This window comes from Streptomyces sp. NPDC037273, assembly GCF_055603625.1.
Map to the genome: position 1 here is coordinate 1 of NZ_JBVJVO010000007.1, position 24,329 is coordinate 24,329.

General features: G+C 74.0%; 15 protein-coding genes and 1 pseudogene. 11 read left to right on the forward strand and 5 right to left on the reverse strand.

The genetic code is table 11. From position 1 onward, the window contains the following. Positions 1-124 precede the first annotated feature (124 nt). The 3 genes and pseudogenes from ACZ7G1_RS19700 to ACZ7G1_RS19710 form a co-directional block, all read left to right on the forward strand. Positions 125-1,480: pseudogene (locus tag ACZ7G1_RS19700) on the forward strand (GAF domain-containing sensor histidine kinase); the annotation flags it as partial. A gap of 112 nt (positions 1,481-1,592) precedes the next feature. Next, positions 1,593-2,777: a nitrate/nitrite transporter gene (locus tag ACZ7G1_RS19705; protein WP_470873370.1), complete on the forward strand. Its 1,185-nt coding sequence runs from the start codon at positions 1,593-1,595 to the stop codon at positions 2,775-2,777. 59 nt (positions 2,778-2,836) lie between these two features. Continuing rightward, positions 2,837-4,306, forward strand: coding sequence for an acyl-CoA synthetase (locus tag ACZ7G1_RS19710; RefSeq protein WP_470873278.1), 1,470 nt, complete (start codon positions 2,837-2,839; stop codon positions 4,304-4,306). Positions 4,307-4,369: 63 nt separating this feature from the next. On the opposite strand, the gene ACZ7G1_RS19715 is transcribed toward ACZ7G1_RS19710, so the two are convergent. The 4 genes from ACZ7G1_RS19715 to ACZ7G1_RS19730 form a co-directional block, all read right to left on the reverse strand. Next, the gene (locus tag ACZ7G1_RS19715) at positions 4,370-8,053 is read right to left on the reverse strand and encodes a S8 family serine peptidase (protein ID WP_470873276.1); all 3,684 of its coding nucleotides are present in this window, start codon (positions 8,051-8,053) and stop codon (positions 4,370-4,372) included. 153 nt (positions 8,054-8,206) lie between these two features. Then, entirely contained in the window at positions 8,207-9,469 is a 1,263-nt protein-coding gene (locus tag ACZ7G1_RS19720) for an MFS transporter (protein ID WP_470873274.1), read from the reverse strand. Then, the gene (locus ACZ7G1_RS19725; RefSeq protein WP_470873272.1) at positions 9,466-9,912 is read right to left on the reverse strand and encodes a GNAT family N-acetyltransferase; all 447 of its coding nucleotides are present in this window, start codon (positions 9,910-9,912) and stop codon (positions 9,466-9,468) included. The genes ACZ7G1_RS19720 and ACZ7G1_RS19725 overlap by 4 nt, the downstream gene beginning before the upstream one ends. 93 nt (positions 9,913-10,005) lie before the next feature. Beyond that, positions 10,006-10,488: a MarR family winged helix-turn-helix transcriptional regulator gene (locus tag ACZ7G1_RS19730; protein WP_470873270.1), complete on the reverse strand. Its 483-nt coding sequence runs from the start codon at positions 10,486-10,488 to the stop codon at positions 10,006-10,008. Between the two features lie 147 nt (positions 10,489-10,635). Here ACZ7G1_RS19730 and ACZ7G1_RS19735 point away from each other — a divergent pair, with 147 nt between their 5' ends. The 4 genes from ACZ7G1_RS19735 to fxsT all read left to right on the forward strand — a co-directional run bounded on the left by ACZ7G1_RS19735 (position 10,636) and on the right by fxsT (position 18,312). Then, positions 10,636-11,052, forward strand: coding sequence for an organic hydroperoxide resistance protein (locus tag ACZ7G1_RS19735; RefSeq protein WP_351191498.1), 417 nt, complete (start codon positions 10,636-10,638; stop codon positions 11,050-11,052). 221 nt (positions 11,053-11,273) lie between these two features. Next, positions 11,274-12,734, forward strand: a complete 1,461-nt coding sequence (locus tag ACZ7G1_RS19740) for a VMAP-C domain-containing protein (RefSeq protein ID WP_470873369.1) — start codon at positions 11,274-11,276, stop codon at positions 12,732-12,734. Then, the gene (locus ACZ7G1_RS19745) at positions 12,731-13,825 is read left to right on the forward strand and encodes an AAA family ATPase (RefSeq protein WP_470873268.1); all 1,095 of its coding nucleotides are present in this window, start codon (positions 12,731-12,733) and stop codon (positions 13,823-13,825) included. Before ACZ7G1_RS19740 ends, ACZ7G1_RS19745 begins: the two co-directional genes overlap by 4 nt. After that, the gene (gene fxsT / locus ACZ7G1_RS19750) at positions 13,825-18,312 is read left to right on the forward strand and encodes an FxSxx-COOH system tetratricopeptide repeat protein (RefSeq protein WP_470873266.1); all 4,488 of its coding nucleotides are present in this window, start codon (positions 13,825-13,827) and stop codon (positions 18,310-18,312) included. Before ACZ7G1_RS19745 ends, fxsT begins: the two co-directional genes overlap by 1 nt. A gap of 77 nt (positions 18,313-18,389) precedes the next feature. Here fxsT and ACZ7G1_RS19755 read toward each other — a convergent pair whose 3' ends face one another. Next, positions 18,390-19,736 carry a cation:proton antiporter gene (locus ACZ7G1_RS19755; RefSeq protein WP_470873264.1) on the reverse strand — a complete coding sequence of 449 codons (1,347 nt, stop codon included), beginning with the start codon at positions 19,734-19,736 and terminating at the stop codon, positions 18,390-18,392. 124 nt (positions 19,737-19,860) lie between these two features. Here ACZ7G1_RS19755 and ACZ7G1_RS19760 point away from each other — a divergent pair, with 124 nt between their 5' ends. From ACZ7G1_RS19760 to ACZ7G1_RS19775, 4 genes are all read left to right on the forward strand, one after another. Continuing rightward, positions 19,861-21,078, forward strand: coding sequence for an RBBP9/YdeN family alpha/beta hydrolase (locus ACZ7G1_RS19760; RefSeq protein WP_470873262.1), 1,218 nt, complete (start codon positions 19,861-19,863; stop codon positions 21,076-21,078). Continuing rightward, positions 21,075-22,166, forward strand: a complete 1,092-nt coding sequence (locus ACZ7G1_RS19765) for an effector-associated domain 2-containing protein (protein ID WP_470873260.1) — start codon at positions 21,075-21,077, stop codon at positions 22,164-22,166. Before ACZ7G1_RS19760 ends, ACZ7G1_RS19765 begins: the two co-directional genes overlap by 4 nt. A 98-nt stretch (positions 22,167-22,264) precedes the next feature. Then, positions 22,265-22,453 (forward strand): hypothetical protein, encoded by a 189-nt coding sequence (locus ACZ7G1_RS19770; protein WP_470873258.1) that lies wholly within the window; start codon positions 22,265-22,267, stop codon positions 22,451-22,453. Between the two features lie 21 nt (positions 22,454-22,474). Continuing rightward, entirely contained in the window at positions 22,475-24,310 is a 1,836-nt protein-coding gene (locus ACZ7G1_RS19775) for an HEXXH motif domain-containing protein (protein WP_470873257.1), read from the forward strand. The last annotated feature ends 19 nt before the right edge of the window (positions 24,311-24,329 follow it).

The following is a 24,329-nucleotide window of genomic DNA, read 5'->3' on the forward strand; positions in this document are numbered from 1 at the left end:
TCGCCGACACCTGCCGTGCCCTGCCCTTCCACTCCACGCACCATGCCGCCCCCCCCCCCCCCCACCCCCACACCCCCCCCCCCCCCCCCCCCCCCCCCCCCCCTCCCCCCTCCCTCCCCCCCCCCCCCCCCGCCACCGGATCACCGAGCTCTTCACCTCCGGCATGACGGACGAGGAGCGGCGGCGCATCGGCCGGCTCCCCGACGGCCGCACCGGGCTCCTCGGCGTCCTCGTCCAGGAGCCCCAGTCGCTGCGGCTCGACGATCTGACGGCCGATCCGCGCTCCGCGGGCGTGCCCGAGGGCCACCCCGCGATGCACTCCTTCCTCGGGGTCCCGATCCGGGTCCACACCGAGGTGTTCGGGAACCTCTACCTGACCGAGAAGCGCGGCGGCTTCACCGAGGAGGACCTCGCCCTGCTCCGGGTCCTCGCCTCCCAGGCGGGCATCGCCATCGGCAACGCCCGGCTGTACGAGACCGCGCGCCAGCGGGAGCGGTGGATCGAGGGGGCCGCCGCCGTGACGACGGCGCTGCTCACCGGCGAGTCCGCCGAGGACGCCCTGACGACCGTCGCCGAGCGGGCCCGCATCCTCGCCGGCGCCTCGGCCGGTGTGGTCCTCCAGCCGACCGAGGAGGGCGGGATGGAGATCGTCGCCGCCTCGACCACCGACGACCCCGGCGACCTGGTCGGCACGACGATCGTGCCGGGCTCCCCCGTCCTGGTCCAGCTGCTCGGCGGGGAGCCGGTGTTCATCGAGGACTCGGCGACCGATCCGCGGATGACCACGGCCGTCCGGTCGCGTTTCGGCCCGTCGATGATGCTGCCGCTGCAGAGCGGCGGGAAGCTCATCGGCACCCTCGCCCTGCCCCGGCGGCGCGGCGACCCGCCGTACTCGGCGGTGGACCGGCTCCTGGCCTCCCAGTTCGCCTCGCAGGCGGCCCTCGCGCTGGTCCTCGCGGACGCGCGGCACGACCGCGAGCGGCTCGCCGTGTACGAGGACCGGGACCGGATCGCGCGGGACCTGCACGACCTGGTCGTCCAGCGGCTCTTCGCCACCGAGATGATGCTGGAGTCCACCCGGCGCCGGGCGTCCGGCTCGTCGGACGAGAGCGCGCTGCTCGGCCGGGCGGTGGACGAGCTGGACTCGACGATCCAGGAGGTCCGTACGACCATCTTCGCCCTCCAGCAGCCGCCCGCCGACGCGCCCGCCTCCTTCCGGGGCCGCGTCCTGCGCGAGACCGGCGGCGCCTCGGCCCTCCTCGGCTTCCAGCCCTCGGTGCACTTCTCCGGCGCCGTCGACACGCTCGCCGACGAGGAACAGGCCGCGAAGCTGCTCTCCACCCTCCGCGGCGCCCTGGCGGCGGCGCACCGGCGCTCCGGCGTCACCGCCATCACCGTCGAGGTCTCGGCCGGCCCGGACGGGCTGCGCCTGCGCGTCGAGGACGACGGCACCCCGCCGACGACGGTGACCTGGCCGTGAGGAACCCCCGGAAGGAGCAGTCCGGCGCGCCGAGGCCCCCCTCCGGATCTTGACTGGGGTGGTGGACACCGACACCAAGCCCCCGACCGCGGCGGCCTACCGCAATCTGGTGATGGCCACCGTCGGCTTCGCGCTCACCTTCTGGGCGTGGGACCTGATCGCGCCCCTGGCGAGCTGGTACGGCGACCGGCTCGAACTCAGCTCGTTCCAGCAGTCGCTGCTCGTCGCGATCCCCGTCCTGGTCGGCTCGGTGGGCCGGGTCCCGGCGGGCGCGCTGACCGACAAGTACGGCGCGAAGCTGATGTTCCCGCTGGTCTCGGCGCTGACGATCATCCCCGTGCTGCTGCTGATCGTGGTGAAGGACAGCTACGGCCTGATGCTGGTCGTCGGCTTCCTCCTGGGCCTCGGCGGCACGACGTTCGCCATCGGCATCCCGCTGGTCAACTCCTGGTTCCCGCCCGCCAAGCGCGGTCTGGCGCTCGGCGTGTTCGGCATGGGCATGGGCGGTGTGGCGCTCTCCGGGTACTTCACGCCGCGGATCGCGAAGCACGGCGAGAACCTGCCGTTCATCGTGGTGGCGATCGCGCTCGCGGTGTACGCGGTGCTCGCCTCCTTCCTGATCACCGACCGGCCCGACCGCCCGGTGCCCACCGCGTCCCTCGCGAGCCGGCTCGGCTCGGCGGGGCGGCTGCGGGTGACCTGGGAACTGTCGGCGCTGTACGCGATCGGCTTCGGCGGCATCGTCGCGTTCGGCGTCTACCTGCCGACGTACCTCAAGACCTGGTACGAGCTCGACCCCACCGACGCGGGCACCAAGGCGGCCGGCTTCGCCCTGGTCACCGTCGTCTTCCGGCCGATCGGCGGCTGGCTGTCGGACCGCGTCCACCCGGCGCTCGTCACCGCGGCCGCGCTCGGCGTCGTCGCCCTCCTGGCCATCGTCCAGGCCTTCGACCCGCCGCTGAACCCGGGCGGCACCACCGCCCTGCTCATCATGGCGGCCGGTCTCGGCACCGCGAGCGGCTCGGTCTTCGCCCTCGTCTCCCAGGTCACCCCGCAGGCCAAGGTCGGCAGCGTCACCGGAATCGTCGGCGCGATGGGCGGGCTCGGCGGCTTCCTCCCGCCGCTCGTGATGGGCGCGATCTACAGCGCCAAGGGCTCGTACTCGATCGGCTTCATGCTCCTCTCGGACCTGGCGCTGGCGGGCTGCGTGTACGCGTACGGGCGGATGCGCGGCATCCGGCCGGGCGGCGAGGAGCCCGAGCCCGAGGCGACGAAGGTCACCGTCGGCAGGTCCTGACGCCCCGGCAGAATGCCTCCCGGCGACCTTCGCCCTCGACGACCCGAGGAGTCCGACCGGTGAGTGCGTTCTTCCCGGCCCTGGCGGCCGGAACCGATCCCGAACGGCCCGCGCTGAGGTTCGGCGCGGAGACCCTGACGTACGGCGGCCTCGCCCGGGCCGCCGGGGCGCTGGCCGGCCGGCTCGCCGGAACCTCCCGGGTCGCGGTCTGGGCCACGCCGAGCGCGCACACGGCGGTCGCGGTGGTCGGCGCGCTCCTCGCGGGCGTCCCCGCCGTACCGCTGAACCCGCGCACGGGCGAGCGGGAGCTGGCGCACATCCTCGGCGACAGCACGCCGTCCGCCGTGCTCGCCGGGCCCGCCGACGTGCTGCCGGCCGGGCTCGCGGGGCTCGACCGGATCGACGTGGACCTGGCCGCGGGCGGCTCCGGGCCGGTGCCGGCCGCCGTGGAGGGCACCGGCCACGACCCCGAGGCCCCCGCGCTGATCGTCTACACCTCCGGCACCACCGGCCCCCCGAAGGGCGTGCTGCTGTCCCGCCGGGCCGTCGCCGCCTCGCTCGACGCCCTGGCCGGCGTCTGGTCGTGGACGGCGGACGACGTCCTGGTGCACGCGCTGCCGCTGTTCCACGTGCACGGGCTCGTGCTCGGTGTCCTCGGACCGCTGCGGCGGGGCGGGGAGGTGCGGCACCTGGGGGCGTTCTCGGTGGAGGGCGTGGCCCGGGAGCTGGGGGCCGGCGGCGGGACGATGCTGTTCGGGGTGCCGACGATGTACCACCGGCTCGCGGACGCGCTCGACGGGGACGAGCCGCTCGTGGCGGCGCTCGCGGGCGCCCGGCTGCTCGTGTCGGGCTCGGCGGCGCTGCCGGTGCACGACCACGAGCGGATCGCGGCGGCGACGGGGCGGACGGTCGTGGAGCGGTACGGGATGACCGAGACGCTCATGAGCACCAGCGTCGTGCCGGGCGGCGAGCCCCGCCCGGGGACGGTCGGGATTCCGCTCGCGGGGGTGGCGCTGCGGCTGGTGGACGAGGACGGTTCCGTCATCGTGGAGCTCGACGGGGAGACCGTGGGCGAGGTCCAGGTGCACGGCCCGAACCTGTTCTCCGGCTACCTCGGCCGGCCGGACGCGACGGCGGCGGCCTTCGACGGCGAGTGGTTCCGCACCGGCGACATGGCCGTCCGCGAGGCGGACGGATCGGTGCGGCTGGTGGGCCGCAAGGCGACCGACCTGATCAAGAGCGGCGGCTACAAGATCGGGGCGGGCGAGATCGAGAACGCGCTCCTCGACCACCCGGGCGTCCGCGAGGCGGCCGTGACGGGCGAGCCCGACGCGGACCTGGGCGAGCGGATCGTGGCCTGGGTGGTGCCGAAGGACGGCGAGAAGCCCCCGGCGGAGGCGGAGCTCGCCGACCACGTGGCCGCGCTGCTCGCCCCGCACAAGCGCCCCCGCGTGGTGCGCTACCTGGACGCGCTCCCCCGCAACGACATGGGCAAGGTCCTGAAGAAGTCGCTGCCGGGCGCCCGTTGAGGCCGGACGCGGGAAAGCCGGGCCCCTTCCCGGCGAGGAGGGGGCCCGGCTTTCCCGCGCGTACTACTTCACGCCCACCGCCCGGATCAGCTCCTGGGTGACGGAGCCGCCCCGGTCGTCGGTCGCGCCGGCCCGCAGCGAGACGGAGCCCGCGCCGGCCGGGACGCGGAGCTCACCGGTCCAGGAGGCGCCGCGCCCGGACTTCCTGAGCGCGACCTTCGTCCAGGTGGCGCCCTCGTCGTAGGAGACCTCCAGGGTGCCGCCGGTGACGGTGCCGGTGCCGGCCGCGCGCTCCACGTACTCGGCGGAGATGCCGACGGGCATCCGGGCGCCGGCGCGGACGTCGCCGTGGAGGTCGGTGTCCAGGTCGAAGCCGAGGTTGAGCAGCGGCAGGTAGGTGACGCGGTCGTCCGGGGTCTCGGCCGAGCGGAAGGTCCACTCGCTGTGGCCCTTGGTGGCGAGCCGCCAGCGGTCGGCGTCGAGCGCGGTGTCGGTGACCACCTTGTAGGTCGCCTCCTCCGCCGGGGCGTCCCAGGCGTAGGCGCCGGAGCTCTTCTTCCGGTCGACGCGGACGCCGTTGACGTACACCTCGGTGTACTGGGTCATGGTGTCGTCGCCCCAGACGTTGCCGAAGCCGGTGTGGTCGCTGCCGGAGTCGCCCCAGCCGGGGGTGTTGAAGCGGAGGTCGTTTCCGGTGCGCTGCTGGCCCCAGCCGAGGCCGGTGCCGAGCCAGGGGTGCCAGACGGGGCCGAACCAGTCGAGGTCGGTGCGGCTGCCGCCCCGGTACGAGGGGGTTCCGCCGCGCTCCTCGAGGGAGTCGCCGAGGTCGACGGACTCGTGCCAGCGCTGGCCGGTGCCGGTGGAGACGTACTCGGTGCGCTCGGCGGGGAAGGCGATCCACTCCTTGAAGCCGAAGCCGATGGGGAAGGTGTCGGTGATCGAGTAGCGGAACTCGCCGCCGAGCTCCGCGCGCTTGGTCGGCGCGTGGAAGGTGGAGCGGATCGTGGCGAGTTCGTCCGCGCCGGGCCGGAAGACGAGGTCGGTGCCGATGGCGCCGGGGTGGCCCTCGGAGAGGTCGTAGGTGTACGGGGTGAAGCGGGTGCCGGTCAGGTCGGCGCGCAGGCCGCGGGCGGCGCCCGCGGCGAGCCGGCGCGCGTCGGCGGTGTTCACGGTGGCGACGGCGAGCGGCCGGTCCTCGTAGTCGGCGGTGCCGAACCACTTCATGAGGCGGCCCGGCCGGTCGTCGGTGACGAACAGGGCCTTGGCGCCGGCGTCCTGGGCGGTCTGGGCGAGCAGGGCCGGGTCGGCGCCGTCGGTGAGCCGGACGAGGACGGCCTTGCCGGTGACGTCCTTGCCGCCGTACTCGGCGGGGGTGCCGGTGCCCGCGTCGACGAGGCCGAGGCGGTGGCGTCCTTCGAGGAGGGTGCCGCCCGCCTGCGGGGTGGCGCCGGAGAGCCGGACGCCGTCGACGGCCGTCTCCAGGAGGGGCTTGCCGAGGCGCCAGACCGTCCGGTACTCGAAGGTGCCGGTGGCGGGCCTGCGGGTGGGCGCGGCGAAGATCGAGTCGTACGCCGCGGGGACCTGGACGGCTCCGCCGTAGGAGGCGCCGTTGGCCTCGCGGTCGAACTCCATCAGGAGCTGGCGGGTCTCGGTGCGCTTGTCGACCTCGGCGCGGATCTCCCGGAGCCGGCGGCCGTCGAGGGTGATCTCGCGGTCGCGGTCGAGGGTGATCTCGGGTTCGGTGAGGAAGCCGAGGCCGAGGGAGTCCGCGCCGTGCGAGCCGCGCACGTCGAGGAAGGTGTCGACGGTGTACGTGCCGGGCTTGAGGCGCAGTTCGAGCGTGCCGGACTCGCCGACGGCGGCCGGGAACGGGTCCGTGTCCTCGGCGAGCCGCTGGACGCCGAGGTGGGCGGGGACGGGGGCGCCGTCGCGGTCCTTGACGTGGACGGTGAGGGTGTAGCGCTCCTCCTCCTTGGTGAGGCCGAGCGCGGTGTGCGCGACGGGCGTGCCGCCGGCGGTGGCGGTGATCCGGCCGGAGGAGACGCCGACGGGCGCCGCGGTGCCGTCGCCGGTGACGGTGGTGCTCGCGGTGCCGTGGGCGGGGACGGTGAGGGCGGTGTCGGCGAGGGTCGCGACTCCGGCGGGCATGCCGTCGACGGCGAGGTTCAACTCGACCGGCCGGTCGGACGCGTTGGTGTAGGTGACGGTCCTGGTGACCGGCTTGTTCTCCGCGTAGGGCCAGGAGACGTAGCCGAGGTCGGCGGAGCCGGTGGCGGTGAGGTCCGCGGTGATCGCGGCGGCCACGTCGACGCGGCCCGCGCCGAGTTCGTACGCGGTGGCGTCGAGCGTCTTCGACGAGGACATCAGGGCGTCCTTGAGCCGGGCGCCGGTCCAGTCGGGGTGCCGCTCGGCGAGCAGCGCGGCGACGCCGGCGACGTGCGGGGTCGCCATCGACGTACCGCTCATGGAGGTGTAGAGGCCGCTGCCCGCCACGAGCTGGGAGCGGGCGGCGAGGATGCTCACGCCGGGTGCCGACACGTCGGGCTTGAGTGCCTGGTCGCCGTGGCGGGGGCCCTGGCTGGTGAAGTAGGCGGCGCGGTCCTGGGAGTCGACGGCGCCGACGGTCAGCGCGGAGTCGGCGGCGCCGGGCGAGCCGATGGAGCCGGGGGCGCCGGAGTTGCCGGCGGCGATGACGAAGAGGGCGCCGGTCTCGGCGGAGAGCGTGTCGACGGCCTGGGCCATCGGGTCGGTGCCGTCGCTGGGTTCGCGGGAGCCGAGGCTCATCGACACGATCTTCGCGTCGATGTCCTTGGCGGCCCACTCCATGCCGGCGATGATCTGCGACTCGGTACCGGAGCCCTCGTCGCTGAGGACCTTGCCGACGGCGAGGGTGGCGCCGGGGGCGACGCCCCGCTCCTTGCCGCCGGAGCCGGCTCCGCTGCCGCCGACGGTGGAGGTGACGTGGGTGCCGTGCCCGTCGCGGTCGGCGACCTCCTGGCCCTCGATGAAGGACTTCGTCTCGGCGATCCGGCCCACCAGGTCGGGGTGGGCGAGGTCGGCGCCGGTGTCGAGGACGGCGACCTTGACACCCTTGCCGGTGAGCCCGGCCTCCCAGGCCTTCGGGGTGCCGATCTGCGCGTTGGACTCGGCCATCGCGGCCTTCACGCGGCCGTCCAGCCACACCTTGGCGGGGGCGGCGGCCCGGGCCGTGGCGGGGGCGGTGAAGCCGCGCCAGAAGGCGGCCGGGTCGGTGGCGGTGACGGCGGCGCCGCCGATGCTGGGCAGGGCGCGGACGGTCTCGGTGCCGCGCGGGGCGGCGGCGGTCCTGGCGCTCCTGGCTCCGTACGTGACGATGAGGGGCAGTTCGCCGGTGACGCCCTGCTCGACGAGGCCGGTGACGTCGAAGAGCCGAGGGTCGAGCGTGCCGGAGTCGAGGTAGGGGCGGGCCTCGTCGGGGACGACCGTGACCCGGCCGCCGGAGATCCGGGTGCGGACGGCTCCGGTGGCGCCCTGCGCCCGGTCGACGGTGACGGTCCGCTGTCCGCCGCCGAGTTCGGTGAGGGTGACGCGGTCTCCGGTGACCAGGGTGACGGTGCTGCTCGTCGCGGACGCCCTGAAGGTGTCCGGCACGGCGGAGGCGGTGGTCCCGGCGGCGGCGGTCTGCCCGGCCGAGAGCATCACGAGGGCCGCGCCCGCGGCGAGCAGCCCGGCCCTCCCTCTGTCGAAGGGTGTGGTCCTCGACGTCATCGCTCGTACTCCTCGCGGACCCGGGGTCGGGGGTGTTCCGGGTGCCGCGAGGAGTCTTGGCCTGTGGGGCGGGAGTTGACCCCTGCTCCTCCTGGCGGTTATGTGCCGTGGCGGCCAACCGCCAGGAGGGAACGGGATGTTAGGGGTGAGGGGTCACGGAGTCGGATCGAGCGCGTCATAGCGGCGGAATCCGCGCCCGTACAGGGCGAGGACTCCGACCGCGAGGACGCACGCGATGCCGCCGCCGGTGATCGCGACCGCGGGGGAGGTCAGGTCGGCGACCGAGCCGGCGAGGAAGTCACCGAGCCTCGGGCCGCCCGCGACCACCACGATGAAGACGCCCTGGAGCCGGCCGCGCATCTCGTCGGGCGCCGCGACCTGCATCATCGTGTTCCGGAAGATCATCGAGACGGTGTCGGAGTAGCCGGCGACGGCGAGCAGGAGCAGCCCGAGCCACAGGTTCCGAGTGAGCCCGAAGACGGCGATCGCGGTGCCCCAGCAGGCCACCGCGAGCAGGATCGCCTGCCCGTGGTGGCGGATGCGGCCCTGCCAGCCGGAGAGGACGCCGCCGAGGAGCGCCCCGCAGGCGGGCGCGGCGACCAGGAGGCCGGTGGTCTTGGCGTCGCCGCCGTACCAGAGGACGGCGACGGCGGGGAACAGGGCGCGGGGGTGGGCGAGGATCATGGCGCAGAAGTCCGAGAAGAACGTCATGCGCAGGTTGGGGCGGGTGGCGAGGAAGCGCAGCCCGTCGAGGACCGAGGCCCTCTTGGTCCCCGTCCGGTCCGGGAGCATCGAGGGCAGCCGCCACATCGCGTACAGGCTCGCGGAGAAGGCGACGGCGTCCACGAGGTACGCGGCCTGGTAGCCGGCGAGGCCGACGATCAGGCCGCCGAGGCTGGGGCCGACGAGCATGCCGAAGGTCATGACCATCGAGTTGAGCGCGTTGGCGGCGCGCAGCTGCTCGGCCGGCAGGAGCCGGGGGATCATCGAGGAGCGGGCGGGCGAGTTGAGCGCGGCGCACACCGCCTGCAGGGCGACGATCCCGTACAGGAACCACACCACGTGGAAGCCCGCGATCGCGGCGCCGGCGAGGGCGATGGACAGGACGGCCGAGCCGCAGGCGCTGACCAGGCCGAGCTTGCGGCGGTCGACGGTGTCGGCGATCGCCCCGCCGTACAGGCCGAACGCGACCAGCGGGACGAGCGAGAAGAGCCCGACGAGGCCGACGGAGAACGGCGAGCCGGTGATGTCGTACACCTGGAGGGAGACGGCGAGCGACGTCATGCCCTGGCCGACCCAGGAGACGGTGCTGCCGAACCAGAGGCGGCGGTAGTCCGCGGAGGTCCGCAGCGGGGTGAGATCGGCGAAGACCCTGCGACGAGTCTTCTCTTCCTTCTGTTCCTCGGCCGTGGTCACGCGATGTCGTACCGCAGCTCGGGGCGCTCCCAGTGGATGCGGCCGGAGGGCGGGACGGCGCCGGTGCGGACGGCTCCGGTCCGCAGGTAGAACTCCTCGGCGGGCGGATGCGCGACGACCCGCACGGCGGTGAGCCCGGCGGCCCTCGCCTGGCCGGTCATGTGCTCCATGAGGAGCCGGCCGATCCCGAGGCCCTGGGCGGCGTCGGCGACGAAGGCGAGGTCGAGCTCCTCCTCGTCGACGAGGAGCGCGTAGAAGCCGAGGACCTTGTCGGTCCCGTCGACGGCGACGAAGACGGGGTGGTGCTCGATGTACGCACCACCCACCTGGTAGCCGTCGACCATGGCGGCGTAGTCCCCGCGGTAGGCGCGGGAGCCCCGGACCAGCCGGGTCAGCCGTCGGGAGTCGTCGGCGGTGGCACGCCGGATGGTGATGTCGGACATGGGGCGAGTATAGGACCGGACCTCGGTGATGATCCTTACAATTCCGTGAAGCGCGGCGCCCGACCCAGCCGCGCCCGGCCAGCCGCGCCCCGCTCAGCCGCAGGCGCCCAGGGCCTCCGGGTCGACGGCGTCGAGCCGGACGGCCAGCGCGTCGAGCCGTTCCCGCAGGTCGCGGATCTCGCCGACCTCCATGCCGGTGGCGGCGGCGATCTTCCGGGGCACGCCGAGGGCCTTCTCGCGCAGGGCGGACCCCTCGGCGGTGAGCCGGACGGTGACGGACCGCTCGTCCTGGGGGCTGCGGCGGCGCTCGACGTATCCGGCCGCCTCCAGGCGCTTGAGCAGCGGCGACAGGGTGCCGGAGTCGAGCCGCAGCCGCTCGCCGATCCCCTTCACGGGCAGCTCGCGGTGCTCCCAGAGCACGAGCATGACGAGGTACTGGGGGTAGGTGAGCCCGAGCTCCTTGAGCGCCTCGCGGTAGACGCCGTTGAAGGCGCGGGTGGCCGCGTGCAGCGAGAAGCAGATCTGGTGGTCGAGCCGGAGGAAGTCGTCGTCCGGGATCGTGTCGAGCGTCTCCATGCCTCCAGGATACGCGAGACCCCTCACGCACGATTGAGTTGTGCACAACTGAATCGTGCGCTATCAATAGAGAGCGCCACCTCGGCGCCCCACCAACGACCGGGCCCACCCAGGACCGGGACTCACCCCAGGACAGGACGGAAGACCATGGACGCGATCTACACCGCAGTCGCCACCGCCAACGGCCGCGAGGGCCGCGCCGTCAGCTCCGACGGCCACATCGACCTCCCCCTCGCCCACCCGCAGGCCCTCGGCGGCAACGGTCAGGGCACCAACCCCGAGCAGCTCTTCGCCGCCGGGTACGCGGCCTGCTTCGCCAGCGCCATGGGTGTCGTGGCCCGCCAGGAGAAGATCGACATCTCCGAGGCCTCCGTCACCGCCGAGGTCTCCATCGGCAAGGACCCCGCCGACGGCGGCTTCGGCCTCGCCGTCGTGATGCGCGCCGAGTTCCCCGACCACCTCCAGGGTGAGGCCGGCCTCACCCTCCTGAAGAAGACCCACGCCTTCTGCCCCTACTCGAAGGCCACCCGCGGCAACATCGAGGTCGAGCTGGTCGTCGAGTAGGCGGCCGATCGACCGCGCCCGGCGGAACGTGACCGAGGAACCCGGCCCACGGGGTGGCGACGCGTCAGCACCCCGGCATACCCTGGACCGTGGGCGGCGGCGCCCGGACTACCCATGCCCGATCAGGAGTTGGGACCAGCGGAGCCGTGACGGGGGGGCTTTTGTTCCATGGCAGCCATGGCGCTCATGCACCGGAATTCACGCATGAGCTGGTGGACCAGATGTGTGCGGTGACGGGCCTCGACGCTCCCAACGAGCGCGGCCTGCTCATCAGCATGCTGGCAAGCCGGTTACCCGAACTGGGCAACATCCGGCAGCACGGCCGGACCCGTTCGGACGTCCTGGAGATCGTCCAGGCCTGCCTGCGGGAGCCGCGCGGACTGCCCGAACTCATCGACGTCCTGCACGTCTACGCTCCCGGCTCCCCGCCCGTGCGGCGGATCCGGGAGCTCGTCGCCACCCCGCCGGTCCTCGCGGTCCTGCCCGAACCGGAGTTACGCGAAGTCCGGACGCTCCTCGCCGGACTCCCCCACCTCGACGCACACGGACTGCTGTACGCGGCAGCCGGCGACGTCCCCCTCCCGCACCCCCCGGTGGCCACCCTCGGCGAGGCCTTCGACTTCCTGTCCAGGGTCAACGCCCGCCCCGACGGCCTGCTCCCCCTGATGGTCCTCGTCGAGCACGTGATCGCCGCCCTCGCCGGGGCCGACGCCGACCAGCAGGTCCTCACCGGACTGCGCAAGTGGAACGGCTCCCAGGCCGCCCGGCTCGGCCTCGCGGCCCAACTCGAAGCCGTGCGTACGGAGACCTCGGGGGACCCGACGGCACAACCAGCTCCGGCCTGTCTCGTTGTCCAGTTGGACAGATACGGAATGGACCCGAACCGGTACCTGCTCTCGCACTGGCGTCAGATACGCCCGGGTCCCTGGCGGCCCCAGCGCGGAGAGGACGAGGTGGTGTCCTTGGGCGAGGTGGAGGCCACCGTGGAGCGGCTGGTCTTCGAGGCCGAGAAGGACTGGGCGGGACGGCCCGGCAATCCGGTGCTCGAATTCATCCTCCCGATGCACCTGCTCAACCGGCCCATGGAGTGGCTGCCGATGGCGTCGGACTCGCCCTTCGCCCCCGCCCTCTGCCTGAGCTATCCGGTGGTGCTGCGCAGCCTGGAGCGCATGCGGGCGCCGCACTTCCACCGCCGCTGGCACAACCGCTGGCAGGCGGTCCTCGACGCGCAGGACACCGTCTGCCACTGGGACACGGCGGGCCGCCGCGGCCACGACCCCGTCCAGTGGAACAGCAGGCTCACCGCCGACGAACGGCTGGTCTCCGTCGCCCTCAACGCCCCGCCGCTGCCCGGCCCCGACGGCAGCCTGGCCTCCCTGGAGACCGCGCTGCGCGCCGGGGTGCCGATGGCGGTCTGGGACCGCCGCAGGACGGGGGCGTCCGGCGATTTCCGCCGCAGGACGAAGAAGCTCATGAAGGGCAGGGCCATCGAGCTGCCGCAGCGGGTCCAGCGGTTGCGCAACGAGGCCGCCACCGCCGCCGCGGCCCAGCGGGACGAGCACGTGGGACGGCATATCGCGATCCTCTTCGACGATCCCCATCGCATCGTCGACTGGTCCGGATCGCCGGGGACCGCCACCGCGCGCGTACGGGGCGGACACGACGACGAGGGGGAGACATGAGCGGTGTCCATCATCCGGTCGAGAACAGCCGGAACGGAGGGCACGTCACCAGCCGCAGCTGGTGGATCTACCGGGGCACGGGACAGCCGCTGACCGACATCCGCCTCGGCGACATCCTGCCGCCACCGCCGGGCTGGCGGGACTTCGACGGCGGCCCGGTGCTGCCGCCGGTGCCGGCGGAGAGCGCCGAGACCGACCGCAGGCTCGGCGCCGTGGGCCGCGCCACGCCGCGGCAGGACGCGCACGACATCGACATGATCAACACGGCCCTGCTGCTGCGCAGGCCCCTGCTCGTCACCGGCCGCCCCGGCATCGGGAAGTCCACCCTGGCCTATCTCGTCGCGCGCGAACTGGGCCTGGGCCGCGTCCTGCACTGGGGCATCACCTCCCGCAGCACCCTGCGCTCCGGGCTCTACGAGTACGACGCGATCGGCCGCGCCCAGGCCTCCCTCGGCCGTGACCGCGCCGGGCTGCCGGCGCCGGCCGGGGAACCGGACGAGGCCGGGAGCCGGCCGAAGATCGGGGACTTCGTGCGGCTCGGCCCGCTGGGCACCGCCCTCCTGCCGTACGAACTGCCCCGGGTGCTGCTCGTCGACGAGCTCGACAAGAGCGACATCGACCTGCCGAGCGACCTGCTGCACGTCCTGGAGAACGGCTCGTACGAGATCCCCGAACTGGTCCGCGCCCGCCACCAGGAGGGCGCGGCCGAGGTGTTCACGGACGACCCCGACCAGCGGGTCACGGTGACCGACGGACGGGTGCGGTGCCGGGCCTTCCCCTTCATCGTGATCACCAGCAACGGCGAGCGGCAGTTCCCGCCGGCGTTCCTGCGCCGCTGTGTGCGGCTCGACGTCTCCCCGCCCCGCGAGGACCAGCTGGCCGCCATGATCGCCACCCACTTCCGGGACCAGGGCGGGCGGCACGACGCCATGATCCGGGCGTTCATGGAGCGCAGCAGGGAGAACGGCGGGCTGGCCACGGACCAGCTGCTCAACGCCGTGTTCCTCCGGTCGGTGGGGGCCAGGGAGGACGAGGAGGCCTGGAGCGAACTGCTCGACGCGCTCTGGCGTGAGCTCTCGGGATCACCCTGATGGACGACGACTCCCCTTCGTATCCGGAGGCCTTCGAAGTCGCGGAGGCACTGTGGCTGCACGCGTACCAGACGCTCGCGGCCCGGCTGCCCCCGTCGACCGAACCGCCCCGCTCCCGGCCGGCGCCCCCGCCCGGGCTCCCCGGCCTGTCCGAGGACGCGTGGCCCCACCCGGACACCCCCCTGCGGTCCGAGCAGCCGCCGTACACGTCCCCCACCCCGACCGACCCCACCACGGGCTCCCCCGGCGGCGGTTCCGGGGAGTCGCCGCGCGGCACCTCGTACCGGGTGCCGTTCCGGCTGCTGCCCGGGGGCGCCGTGCTCGGCGACGCGCCCGGGACGGCGGAGGAGGTCCAGGAGGGGTACGTCAAGGCCGAACCGCTGCCGGAGCTGCGCGACGCCCCGGGGATCGCCCGGCGGCTGCGGCCGCTGAAGAAGCTGGTGCCCTCGGCGTACGACATCGAGCTCGACGAGGAGGCCACCGCCGAGCACGCCGCGGAGGACGGCCTGTGGCTGCCCTACACCCGGCCGGCCGGCGAGCGCCGCTTCGACCTCGTCCTCGTCGTCGACGACCACGCGACGATGGCGATCTGGGAGCAGACGATCGCCGAGTTCACCACCCTGGTCGGGCAGTTGGGGGCCTTCCGGGACGTACGGGTCCGCCGGCTCGCGGTCCGCGACACCCCGGACGGGGAGGAGGCCGTGCTGCGCGGCCCGCACCCCGGGCACGGCGGCACCGGGGTTCCCGCCGAACTGGTCGACCGGACCGGGCGCCGGATCGTGCTCGTCCTCACCGACGGCCTGGGGCCTTCCTGGCGGAGCGGGGCCGCCCTGAAGGCCCTGGAGCTGTGGTCGTCGGCCGGACCGGCGGCGGTGGTGCACCTGCTCGCCCAGCGGGACTGGCACCGCACCGCCCTCACCCCGTGGCGGGTGCGGCTGCGCGGTCCGCGCGCGGGCGCCCGCAACACCGACCTGTCCGTGGTCATCCCGCCGGAGGCGCGGGACCCGTTCGATCCGCCGCCGGACACCTGGCGGGTGGCCGTCCCGGTCCTGGAGCTGGAGGCCGACTGGCTGGGCCGGTGGGCGGCGGTGGTGTCCGGCGAGGAGCCGGGCTGGGTCGACGCCTCCGTCCTGCTGCTCGGCGCCCCCGACCGGGCCGAGGAGGACGCCGCCGGGGAACCGGAGGCGCTGCCCGAGCCCTCGGTGCAGGAGCGCATCCGCCGCTTCCGCAGCCACGCCACTCCCACCGCCTTCCGCCTGGCCACCCATCTGGCCGCGGCGATCCTCGAACCGCGGCTGGTGCGGGACGTCCGGCGCACGCTGGTGCCGGAGGCCCAACCGGTCCATGTGGCCGAACTGTTCCTCAGCGGCCTCGTCGAGGAATCCGCGCCGGACGAGCTCCCGGGCTCCGTCCCCGAGGCACCCCTCGACTTCGTCGACGGCGCGCGCGAGGCGCTGCTCGCCGGCGCGATGCGGGCGGACACCGCGCGGGTCGTGCGCTCGGTGTCCGACTTCTACGGCGACCGGTTCGAGGCGGCCCGCGGGCTGCACGGCGCCCTGCTCGCCCCGGAGGAGGTGCCCGACCCGCCGCTGACCGCCGAGAGTCTGCCGTTCGTCCGCGTCGAGCTGGCCGTCCTCCGTGCCTTGTCCGGGCCCTATCTGCACCGGGCCGACCGGATCAGTGCGGCCCTGGAGGGCAGTTCGCCGGGAGAGTCGCACATACCCAACGATGCGCCATTGGTCCACGATATCCGCAATGCACACGAAAATTCCGACACGGGCGGCTCTTCCATGACCGACACCACTGCCAGTCAGCACCAGCGCAAGGACGGAGGGCCCCTGAACGGGACCTCGGTCCAGTCGATTCCGGCCGCGAGTCCCGACGGGCTGCCAGGCACGGGCGTGCCCCTCGCGGCGAGCGCACCGGACCAGACCCCGCCGACCGGCACACCGATCCCGGGCCCGGCCGCCACGCAGCCGCCGTCCCACCCCCGCTCCGCCGTGCCCGCCATCTGGGGCAACATCCCGCCGAACAACCCCAACTTCGTCGGCCGCGAGGACGTCCTCGCGCAGGTCCGCGAGCAGCTCCTGACCGGCGACACCTCGGCGGTGCTGCCGCACACCCTGCACGGCATGGGCGGTGTCGGAAAGTCCCAGATCGCCATCGAGTACGTCTACCGGTACGCCGCCGACTACGACGTCGTCTGGTGGATCCCCTCCGAGCAGCCGACGATGATCCTCACCGCGCTCACCGAACTCGCCCAGCGGATGGGCCTGAACGTGAGCAACGAGGCCAACCGGGCCGTCCCCGCCGTCCGCGAGGCGCTGCGCAGGGGCGACCCGTACAGCAGGTGGCTGCTCGTCTTCGACAACGCGGAGAACGTGGAGGCCGTCCGCCCCTACTTCCCGACCGGCGGCACCGGCAAGATCCTCATCACCTCCCGCAACCAGGAATGGGACCGGGTGGCGCGGACGCTGTCCGTGGACGTCTTCACCCGCGAGGAGAGCAAGGCCCTGCTGCGGCGGCGCGCCCGCGACCTGAGCGACACGGACGCCGACAAGCTCGCCGAGGCGCTGGGCGACCTGCCGCTCGCCATCGAGCAGGCGGCGGCCTGGCAGGCCGTCACCGGCATGGCCGTGCCCGAGTACCTGCGGCTGATCAACGAGAAGATCGCCGAGCTGATGCTCGAACTCGTCCCCTCGCCCGACTACCCGATGTCGGTGGCCGCCGCCTGGGACGTCTCGCTGCGCCAGCTCGAACAGCGCAACCCGGCGGCGCTCCAACTCCTGCAGGTCTGCTCCTTCTTCGCCCCCGAGCCGATCTCCCGCTCGCTGTTCAACAACTCTCGGAGCACCACGATCGCCCCCGAGCTGGACGACGCGCTGCGGCACCCGATCAAACTCGGGCGCGCGATCCGCGAGATCAACGTCTACGCCCTGGCGCGGATCGAGCACCGGCACGACACCATCCAGCTGCACCGTCTGGTCCAGGCCGTGCTGGTCAACCGCATGTCTCCGCAGCAGCAGGCGGACATGCGGCACGGCGCGCACCTGCTGCTCGCCGACGCCAACCCCAACAGCCCCGGTTCCCGCGAGCTGTGGCCCCGCTACCAGGCGCTGCTGCCGCACGTCGTGGTGTCCCGGGCCGTCGAGTGCGAGTCCCCCTGGGTGCGCGGCCTGGTCCGCGGCATGGTCGAGTTCCTCTACGTGTGGGGCGACCACAAGAGCTCGGCGGCGATGGCCAGGGAGGCCCTGGACATCTGGACCGAGAAGTTCGGCGCCGAGGACCAGCAGACGCTGGAGATGGCGAAGTGGCTGGCCTTCCTGCTGCGCGTGCTCGGCGAGTACCAGGAGGCCGCCGCGATGATGGAGCGCACGGCCGACATCTACATCCGGACCGCGGGCGAGGAGGACGAGGGCACCCTCGACGCCCTCATCCAGCTGTGCAGCGGTCTGCGGCTGCGGGCCGAGATGGCCCGTGGCCTGGAGATCAACCGGTCGGTGTACGAGCGCTCCCTGCGGACCTTCGGCGAGGACGACCCGGCCACCCTCCGGGCCGCCCACAGCCTGGGCGTCGGCCTGCGCCTGATGGGCCTGTACCGGGAGGCGCGGGCGCTCGACACCGAGACGGCCCGGCTGCGCGCCCTCAACCTGGGCGAGAACCACCTGGACACGCTCAACACCCGCACGGGCCTCGCCATCGACATCCGGGAGGACGGCGACTACCTGGAGGCCGCCGACCACCTGGAGGACGTCTACTCGCGCTACCTCTCCGCCTTCGGCGAGGACACCCCCGTCAGCCTCGGCTGCGCCCGCGTCCTCGCGGTGTGCCGCCGCCGCGCGGGCAACCACGAGGGGGCGCTGGCCCTCGGCGAGACGGTGTGGACGAAGTTCGTGAACCGTTACGGCCCCGACCACCCGGACGCGGTCGCCTGCGCGGCCAACCTGGTCGTCGAGTTCCGCCAGGACGGGCAGCTGCGGCGCTCCAGGGAGCTCGGCGAGGCGACCGTGGAGCGCTACACGGCGAAGCTCGGCGCCGCCCACCCGTACACCCTCTCGGCCCGCACCAACCTGGCGATCACCCTGCGCCAGCTGGGCGATCCGGAGGCCGCCGCGGAGCATCTGGCGGCGGCGCTGCCGGGTCTGCGGGACGCGCTCGGCGACGAGCACATCCTCACCCTGACGGCGGCCGTCGGCACGGGCAGCCTCCGTGCCGAGGAGGGCCGTCACGCGGAGGCCCTGGAGATCGACCAGGAGACCCTGGAGATCCTGACCCGGGCTCTGGGCGCCGACCACCCGACCACGCTGGCCTGCGCCACCAACGTCGTCCTTGACCTGCGCGCCCTTGACCGCGACACCGAGGCCACGGCCCTGCACACCGAGACCCTGGCGCACTTCCGCCGCAGGCTCGGCGCGGACCACCCGGCCACCGTGGCCTCCGCCAGCGGCCGCCGCGCCGACGTCGACATCGCCCCGGTGCCCTTCTAGGGCCCGAGCGGGGAGACACGAGAGCCGGCCGGGTCCCGAAGGAACCGGCCGGCTCTCGTATGTGCGGGACCAGGGGGCTAGGGCTGCGGCGCGGCTTCCGTGTCGGCGGCGGGGACGCGGCCGGAGTCCGCCACGGGCCGGGGTTTGGGGGCTTCCCCGGTGCCGGCCACGAGGTCGACGGGGACGGCGGGCGGGCCGTCGGAGGGCCGGCGCAGGGGTCTGATCAGCGGGCCGGTGGCGGCCGTGGTGAGGAGGGCCATGACGACGAGGAGCGCGTACAGGCGGGGGCCGATGAGGCCGGCCTGGAGGCCGACGTTGAGGACGATGAGTTCGGTGAGGCCGCGGGTGTTGAGCAGCACGCCGATCAGCAGGGAGTCCCGCCAGGGCAGCCGGGAGCCGCGGGCCGAGAGGAAGCCCGCGGCCACCTTGCTGACCACGGCCGCGCCGCATATCACCGCGAGGAGCGCCAGGTCGGACGCGCGCAGTCCGCCGAGCTTGACGGCGAGACCGGAGACCGCGAAGAACACCGGGAGCAGCAGGCCGCCGATGTCCTGGAGCGGGCGGAGCAGCCGGCCGTCCGGGGAGCCGTCGGGGCGGCGGGGCATGACGACCCCGGCGAGCAGCGCGCCGAAGATGACGTGGAGGCCGAGCGCGTTGGTGGCCCAGGAGGAGGCCAGGGCCAGGGTGACGGCGACCGGGAGGTGGGCGGAGACGGCCGTGCCGGGGCGGCGCGTCCACCGTTCGAGGGCGGGCCGGACGGCGAAGAGCATCACCAGGACGTACAGGACGAGCAGGGCGGCCTTGACGATCCAGTCGCGCACCGAGCCGTGCTCGCCGCCGACCAGGACCACGGCGAGGACGGGCCAGCTCAGCGCGTCGATGATGCCGGCGGATGCCATCGCGATCGTGCCGGGGCGGGTGCCGAAGAGGCCCTGGTCCCTGATGATGCTGGCCAGGACGGGCACGGCCGTGATGGACAGGGCGATCGCCATGTAGAGGACGAAGGTGGCGTCGTCGACCGGACGTCCGCCGTTGACCGAGGCGAACGGTCCGGGCAGGAGCAGGACGATGCCGGCGCCCGTCAGCATGGGCAGGGCGAAGCCGCTGAGGGAGACGGCGGTGACGGCCCGCTGGCCGCGGAGCATGCGCAGGTCCAGTTCGTACCCGACGACGAAGAGGAAGAGCACCAGGGCCACTTGGGCGAGCGAGGTGAGGATGGGCTGGATCTGCGCCGGGAACAGCGTCTCGTACGCCTGCCCCGGCACCAGGCCGAGGAGGCTCGGTCCGAGTGCGATGCCCGCGAAGAGCTGTCCGACGACCGGCGGCTGGCCGAGTCTTCGCGCCAGCGCGCCCAGCGCGTACGAGGCCGCGATCACGACCGCGAGGGCCGCGACGACATGCGTGACGACGGACTCAGAGCTCACCGGCGTTCCCCTTCCGGCAAGTGCCGCCCAGTGAGGCACAGCCCCTACGGATTGTATCCGCTGTGGCCGCAAGTGCCCTATCGTGAAAGCCATTTGGCGTAGCGTCACGAACGGGGGGCGAGCAGTGACGACGGTGCTTTTCGTCCATGGCACGGGGGTGCGCGAGCCGGGGTTCACCGCCTCCCTCGCGCGCGTGCGGGAGGGCCTGCGGCCGCTGCGGCCGGAGGTCGCCGTGCTGCCCTGCTACTGGGGTGGCGCGGCCGGTTCCGCGCTCCGCTCGCACGGGCTCTCGGTGCCGGGGTACGGGACCGGGCGGGGCCCCGAGGGGCCGGGAGCGGAGGCCGGCGAGGCCGACGAGGAGGTCGAGCTCTGGGGGCTGCTCTATGTCGACCCGCTGCTCGAACTGCGGTTCGCCTCCGAGGAGTCCACGGGCCGTACGGAGCTGGCGCCGGGCGCGCGGCCACCCGGCGAGGCGCTCTCGTCGGCGGCCCTGGCCCTGCCCGGGGACGCCGGGCTGCGGGGGCTCCTGGACACCGCGGGCATCGGCGAGGAGTTCGCCGCCGCGGTGGCCGCCGTCCTCACCACGCCGGAGTGCCGGGGGTTCCTGCGCGCGCCCTCCGCGTACGCCGGTACGACCGAGCTGGCGCGCGCGTTCGTCGCCGAGGCGGTACGCCGGCAGGCCGGGCGGGACGGGTCGGCGCCCGCCTTCGACGGCACCGCCCGCGACGAGGCGGTCGCCCGGATCACCGAGCTGCTCCCCGGCGATCCGCCGGGCGGCGAGGGGGCGGGGACGCACCGGGGTCCGGTGACCCGGCGGGTCAAGCGGCTGGCCGGGCGGCTCGCGCTCGGCATGGCCTCCGCGCAGGTGGTGAAGCGCCGTTCGGCGCTCACCGACGCGGCGCATCCGGCGGCCGGGGACGTACTGCTCTACCTCTCCCGGGGGGAGGCGATCCGCGAGGCCGTCCTCACGGCCGTGCGGGCCGCCGAGCCGCCGGTCGTGCTGCTCGCGCACAGCCTCGGGGGCATCGCCTCGCTCGACCTGCTCGTGCTGCGGGAGCTGCCGGAGGTGGCGCTCCTGGTCACCGTCGGCTCGCAGGCGCCGTTCCTGTACGAGCTGGGGGCGCTGCCCAGTCTGGAGCACGGCGCCCCGCTGCCCGCGCACGTGCCGCGCTGGCTGAACGTGTACGACCGGCGGGACCTGCTGAGCTACGTCGGCGCGGGCGTCTTCCCCGGCCGGGTCGACGACGTCGCCCTGGACAGCCGCCAGCCGTTCCCGCTGTCCCACAGCGCCTACTGGAGCAATCCGGAGCTGTACCGCCTGCTCGCCGGGGAGCTGCCGTGAACCTCGCCCGTCCCGACCGTACGTACGCCGTCGTCGTGGGCGCCGAGCGGTATGCCGCCGGATCGTCCTGGGACCTGCCGGGCCCGGCGGCGGACGCCCGGCGCTTCACCGCCTGGCTGCGGGGGCGCGGGGTGCCCGCGTCCCACATCTCCCTGCTCGTGGATCCGCTGCCGGGAGCGGGCGGGCCGCCGGTCGACGTCGCGGAGGGCGGCGCGGGGCGGGAGGCCGTGCAGGAGGTGCTGACGCGCCGGCTTCCGGCGCTCGAAGGGGACCTCCTCTGGGTGTTCTGGGGCGGTCACGGGGTGACCGACCCGCAGGGGCACCGGCGGCTGTTCTACGCCGACGCCTCGGCGGGCGAGCGGCGGAATCTGGACCTGGACGCCTGGCTGACCGCGTTCACCACCGACCTCCTGCCGGGTTTCCGGCGCCAGATCTGGCTGGTGGACTCCTGCCAGACCTTCGTCGAGGACCTCGGGTTCGCCCGCACCCTGCCCGTCGAACTCCCCTCGGGCGGGGACCGGTTGCCGGGGCGGGAGCAGTTCGTCCTGCTCGCGTCCGGCGCGGGGCAGCGGGCGGCGAACGACCCGGTCGAGCAGACCGGGGCCTTCTCGCGGGCGGTGCTCGCGGAGCTCGGGGCCTCGGACGCGGCGGTGTGGCCGCCCGACATGAGCGGGATCGCGGACCGGGTGGTCGCCGGGTTCGGCGCGGGGGAACAGCGGCCCACCTCGCTCTGGTACCGGTCGTGGGCGGGCGACGAGCGCCGGCTCGTGTTTCCGCGCCCGGCGCGCCGGATCGAGGAGCCGGTGCCGGACGCGGGCCTGAATCTGCTCATCGGTCTGCTGGCCGGCTGGCCGAGCATGACGGACCAGAACCAGCGCCAGCTGGTGCTCGGGATGCTGCCCGCCGATCTCGCCGGGTCCATTCCGCGGATGGGTGCGCCGCGCCCCGACATCATCAGCATCGTGCGCACCTGCCGTCGCCATCCGGGCGGTCTCGCGGCCCTCGTGGAGGCGATCGCGCTGCTCGAACCGGGCTCGCTGGAGCAGGAGGAGTTGAGGAAGTGGGCGGATCGCTGGCTGACTCCGTGAACAGGCGGGTGAGCGGCTGATCACGCCCTTCCCGAACCCTCCTGCCTGCGTCATCATGAGAGCCAACGGGGTTCTGGGCAGGGCAAGGGGGATGTCGAATGCACACGTCCGACGAGTACATGGGATCCGAGCTGGTCGATCTCAGCGACGTCTCCCTGTCCGTCCTCCGGGAGCAGGACCCGGGCGAGCACGCCCACTCCCTCGAACGGCTGCTGCGCCAGGTCGAGCGACCCCGGGTGAACTTCTCCACCGGCAGCGGCGACGGCCCGCCCGGGCGGGCCGACTGACGGATTCCCGGGAGGAGATCCGTGCAGACCGACGGACGTCACGAGCCCGCCCGTACCGTGCACCATCTCATTCCCTCGGCGCATTTCGACGCCCTGGCCGCGGGGCGGGGCGGCCCCGACACGATCCGCTTCCTGCGGACCGGCGAGTACAGCAGACGGCTTCTGCTGCTGCGCGCCCTGCTCGACGCGGTCGCGGCCACGCCGGGGGCGCTGGGTCCGCTGCCGGCGGTGGACAGCGCGTGGGACGTGCTGACCGCCGTACAGGAGCAAGCACCTGACGAGTTCCGGGAGTTGCTGCTCCATCCGCAGGTCGGCGTGTGGCTCGGGCACAGCCTGCGGCGGCTGCGGCACACCGCGTGGGGCGACGGCCCGCTCTGGACGGACCTGGGCCATCTGCACGCGGTGTGCGCCGTCGCCGCGCTGCGCGCCGGGGTACCGCTGCGCACCACCGTGCCGCTGCGGGACGGGACCGCCATGTTCCCCACCCTCGGCCTCGCCCGGCTGCCGGGGCATCCGCGCTGGGGGACGGCGGAGGTCGTCGTGGAGGCGGGCACGCTGCGGATCGACCCGCACGGCGCGTGCGTGGGCCCGCCCGGTCCGCCCACGGGACCGGACGGGGAAGGGGACGGGGACGCGCCCGGCTGGCAGGGGCTGCGGCTGCTGCGCGCGCGGGCGGCGGGCCGCGCCGGGGAGGTGTGGCTCGACGACATCGATCCCTACCGTGACCTCAGCGAGCCGCTGGCCCCGCGCCGGCTCGACGCGGAGGAGACCGCGGCCTGGCGGGAGCGGTTCGCGCTGTCCGTCGACCTCCTGGAGGACAGCGACCCGGAGTCGGCGGCGGCGCTGGTGGAGGGGTTACGGAGCCTGACGGCGCTGGCGCCGTCGTCGACCGGGATCGTCCTCAGCGCGTCCTCCGGCGATTCCTTCGGCGGCCTGCTGACCTCGTTGCCGCCGGATCCGGTGACCATGGCGGTCACCCTGGTCCACGAGTTCCAGCACACCAAGCTGGGCGCGCTGCTGCACCTCCTGACGCTGGAGCGGGACGACGGGGTGGAGCGGCACCACGCGCCCTGGCGGGACGATCCCCGTCCGCTGAGCGGTCTGCTGCAGGGCGCGTACGCCTTCCTCGGCATCACCGACTTCTGGCACCGGTATCTGGACCGGGCGCCCCGGGCGGGGCGGGCGACGGCCGAGTTCGAGTTCGCGCTCAGCCTGCGGCAGACGCGGGAGGCGGTGGGGACGCTGAGCGCCGATCCCGCGCTGACCGCGCACGGGCGGCGCTTCCTGCGGGGGATGGCTTCGCGGCTGCCGGAGTGGACGGCCGACCGCCGGGTCCGGCCGGGTGTCGACGCGCTGGCCTCGTTCGCCGCCACCGATCACCGCACCGGCTGGCGGATCCGGCACCTGGTCCCCGCCCCGGACGACGTACGGGCGCTGGCCAGGGCCTTCGCCACCGGGGCGGCGGCGGACTGCCGGGTCGCCCCCTCCACCGTCGTGCCCGATCTCGCGGACCGCTGGCCGCATGCCAGGACCCGGCTGATCCGGCAGGTCCTGGTCGCCTCGCCGGCCGTCGCGTTACCGGCCGTCTCCCCCGCCGACCGCGCCCTGGTGGGCGGGGACCCGGCGGCGGCGGGGGCGTACGCGCGGCTGCTCGCGGACGATCCGGAGTCGGCGGAGGCGTGGAACGGCCTGGTCCTGGCGCTCGCCTCCGGCGATCCGTCCGCGCGGCCGCTGCTGCGGCGCCCGGAGCTGCCGCGGGCGGTGCACCGCGAGCTGCGGGCGATGGGGACGCCGGCCGATCCGCGGCGGGTGGCCCGCTGGCTCGCGGCCGGGAAGGCGGTCGGACCGGCGGGGTGAAGGGCGTTGCTTACTCCGG

Coding starts and splice junctions, on each gene's coding strand:
- ACZ7G1_RS19705 (WP_470873370.1), top strand. CDS start 1,593: ATGGCCACCGTCGGCTTCGCGCTCACCTTCTGGGCGTGGGACCTGATC.
- ACZ7G1_RS19715 (WP_470873276.1), bottom strand. CDS start 8,053: ATGACGTCGAGGACCACACCCTTCGACAGAGGGAGGGCCGGGCTGCTC.
- ACZ7G1_RS19725 (WP_470873272.1), bottom strand. CDS start 9,912: ATGTCCGACATCACCATCCGGCGTGCCACCGCCGACGACTCCCGACGG.
- ACZ7G1_RS19730 (WP_470873270.1), bottom strand. CDS start 10,488: ATGGAGACGCTCGACACGATCCCGGACGACGACTTCCTCCGGCTCGAC.
- ACZ7G1_RS19735 (WP_351191498.1), top strand. CDS start 10,636: ATGGACGCGATCTACACCGCAGTCGCCACCGCCAACGGCCGCGAGGGC.
- ACZ7G1_RS19740 (WP_470873369.1), top strand. CDS start 11,274: ATGTGTGCGGTGACGGGCCTCGACGCTCCCAACGAGCGCGGCCTGCTC.
- ACZ7G1_RS19745 (WP_470873268.1), top strand. CDS start 12,731: ATGAGCGGTGTCCATCATCCGGTCGAGAACAGCCGGAACGGAGGGCAC.
- fxsT (WP_470873266.1), top strand. CDS start 13,825: ATGGACGACGACTCCCCTTCGTATCCGGAGGCCTTCGAAGTCGCGGAG.
- ACZ7G1_RS19770 (WP_470873258.1), top strand. CDS start 22,265: ATGCACACGTCCGACGAGTACATGGGATCCGAGCTGGTCGATCTCAGC.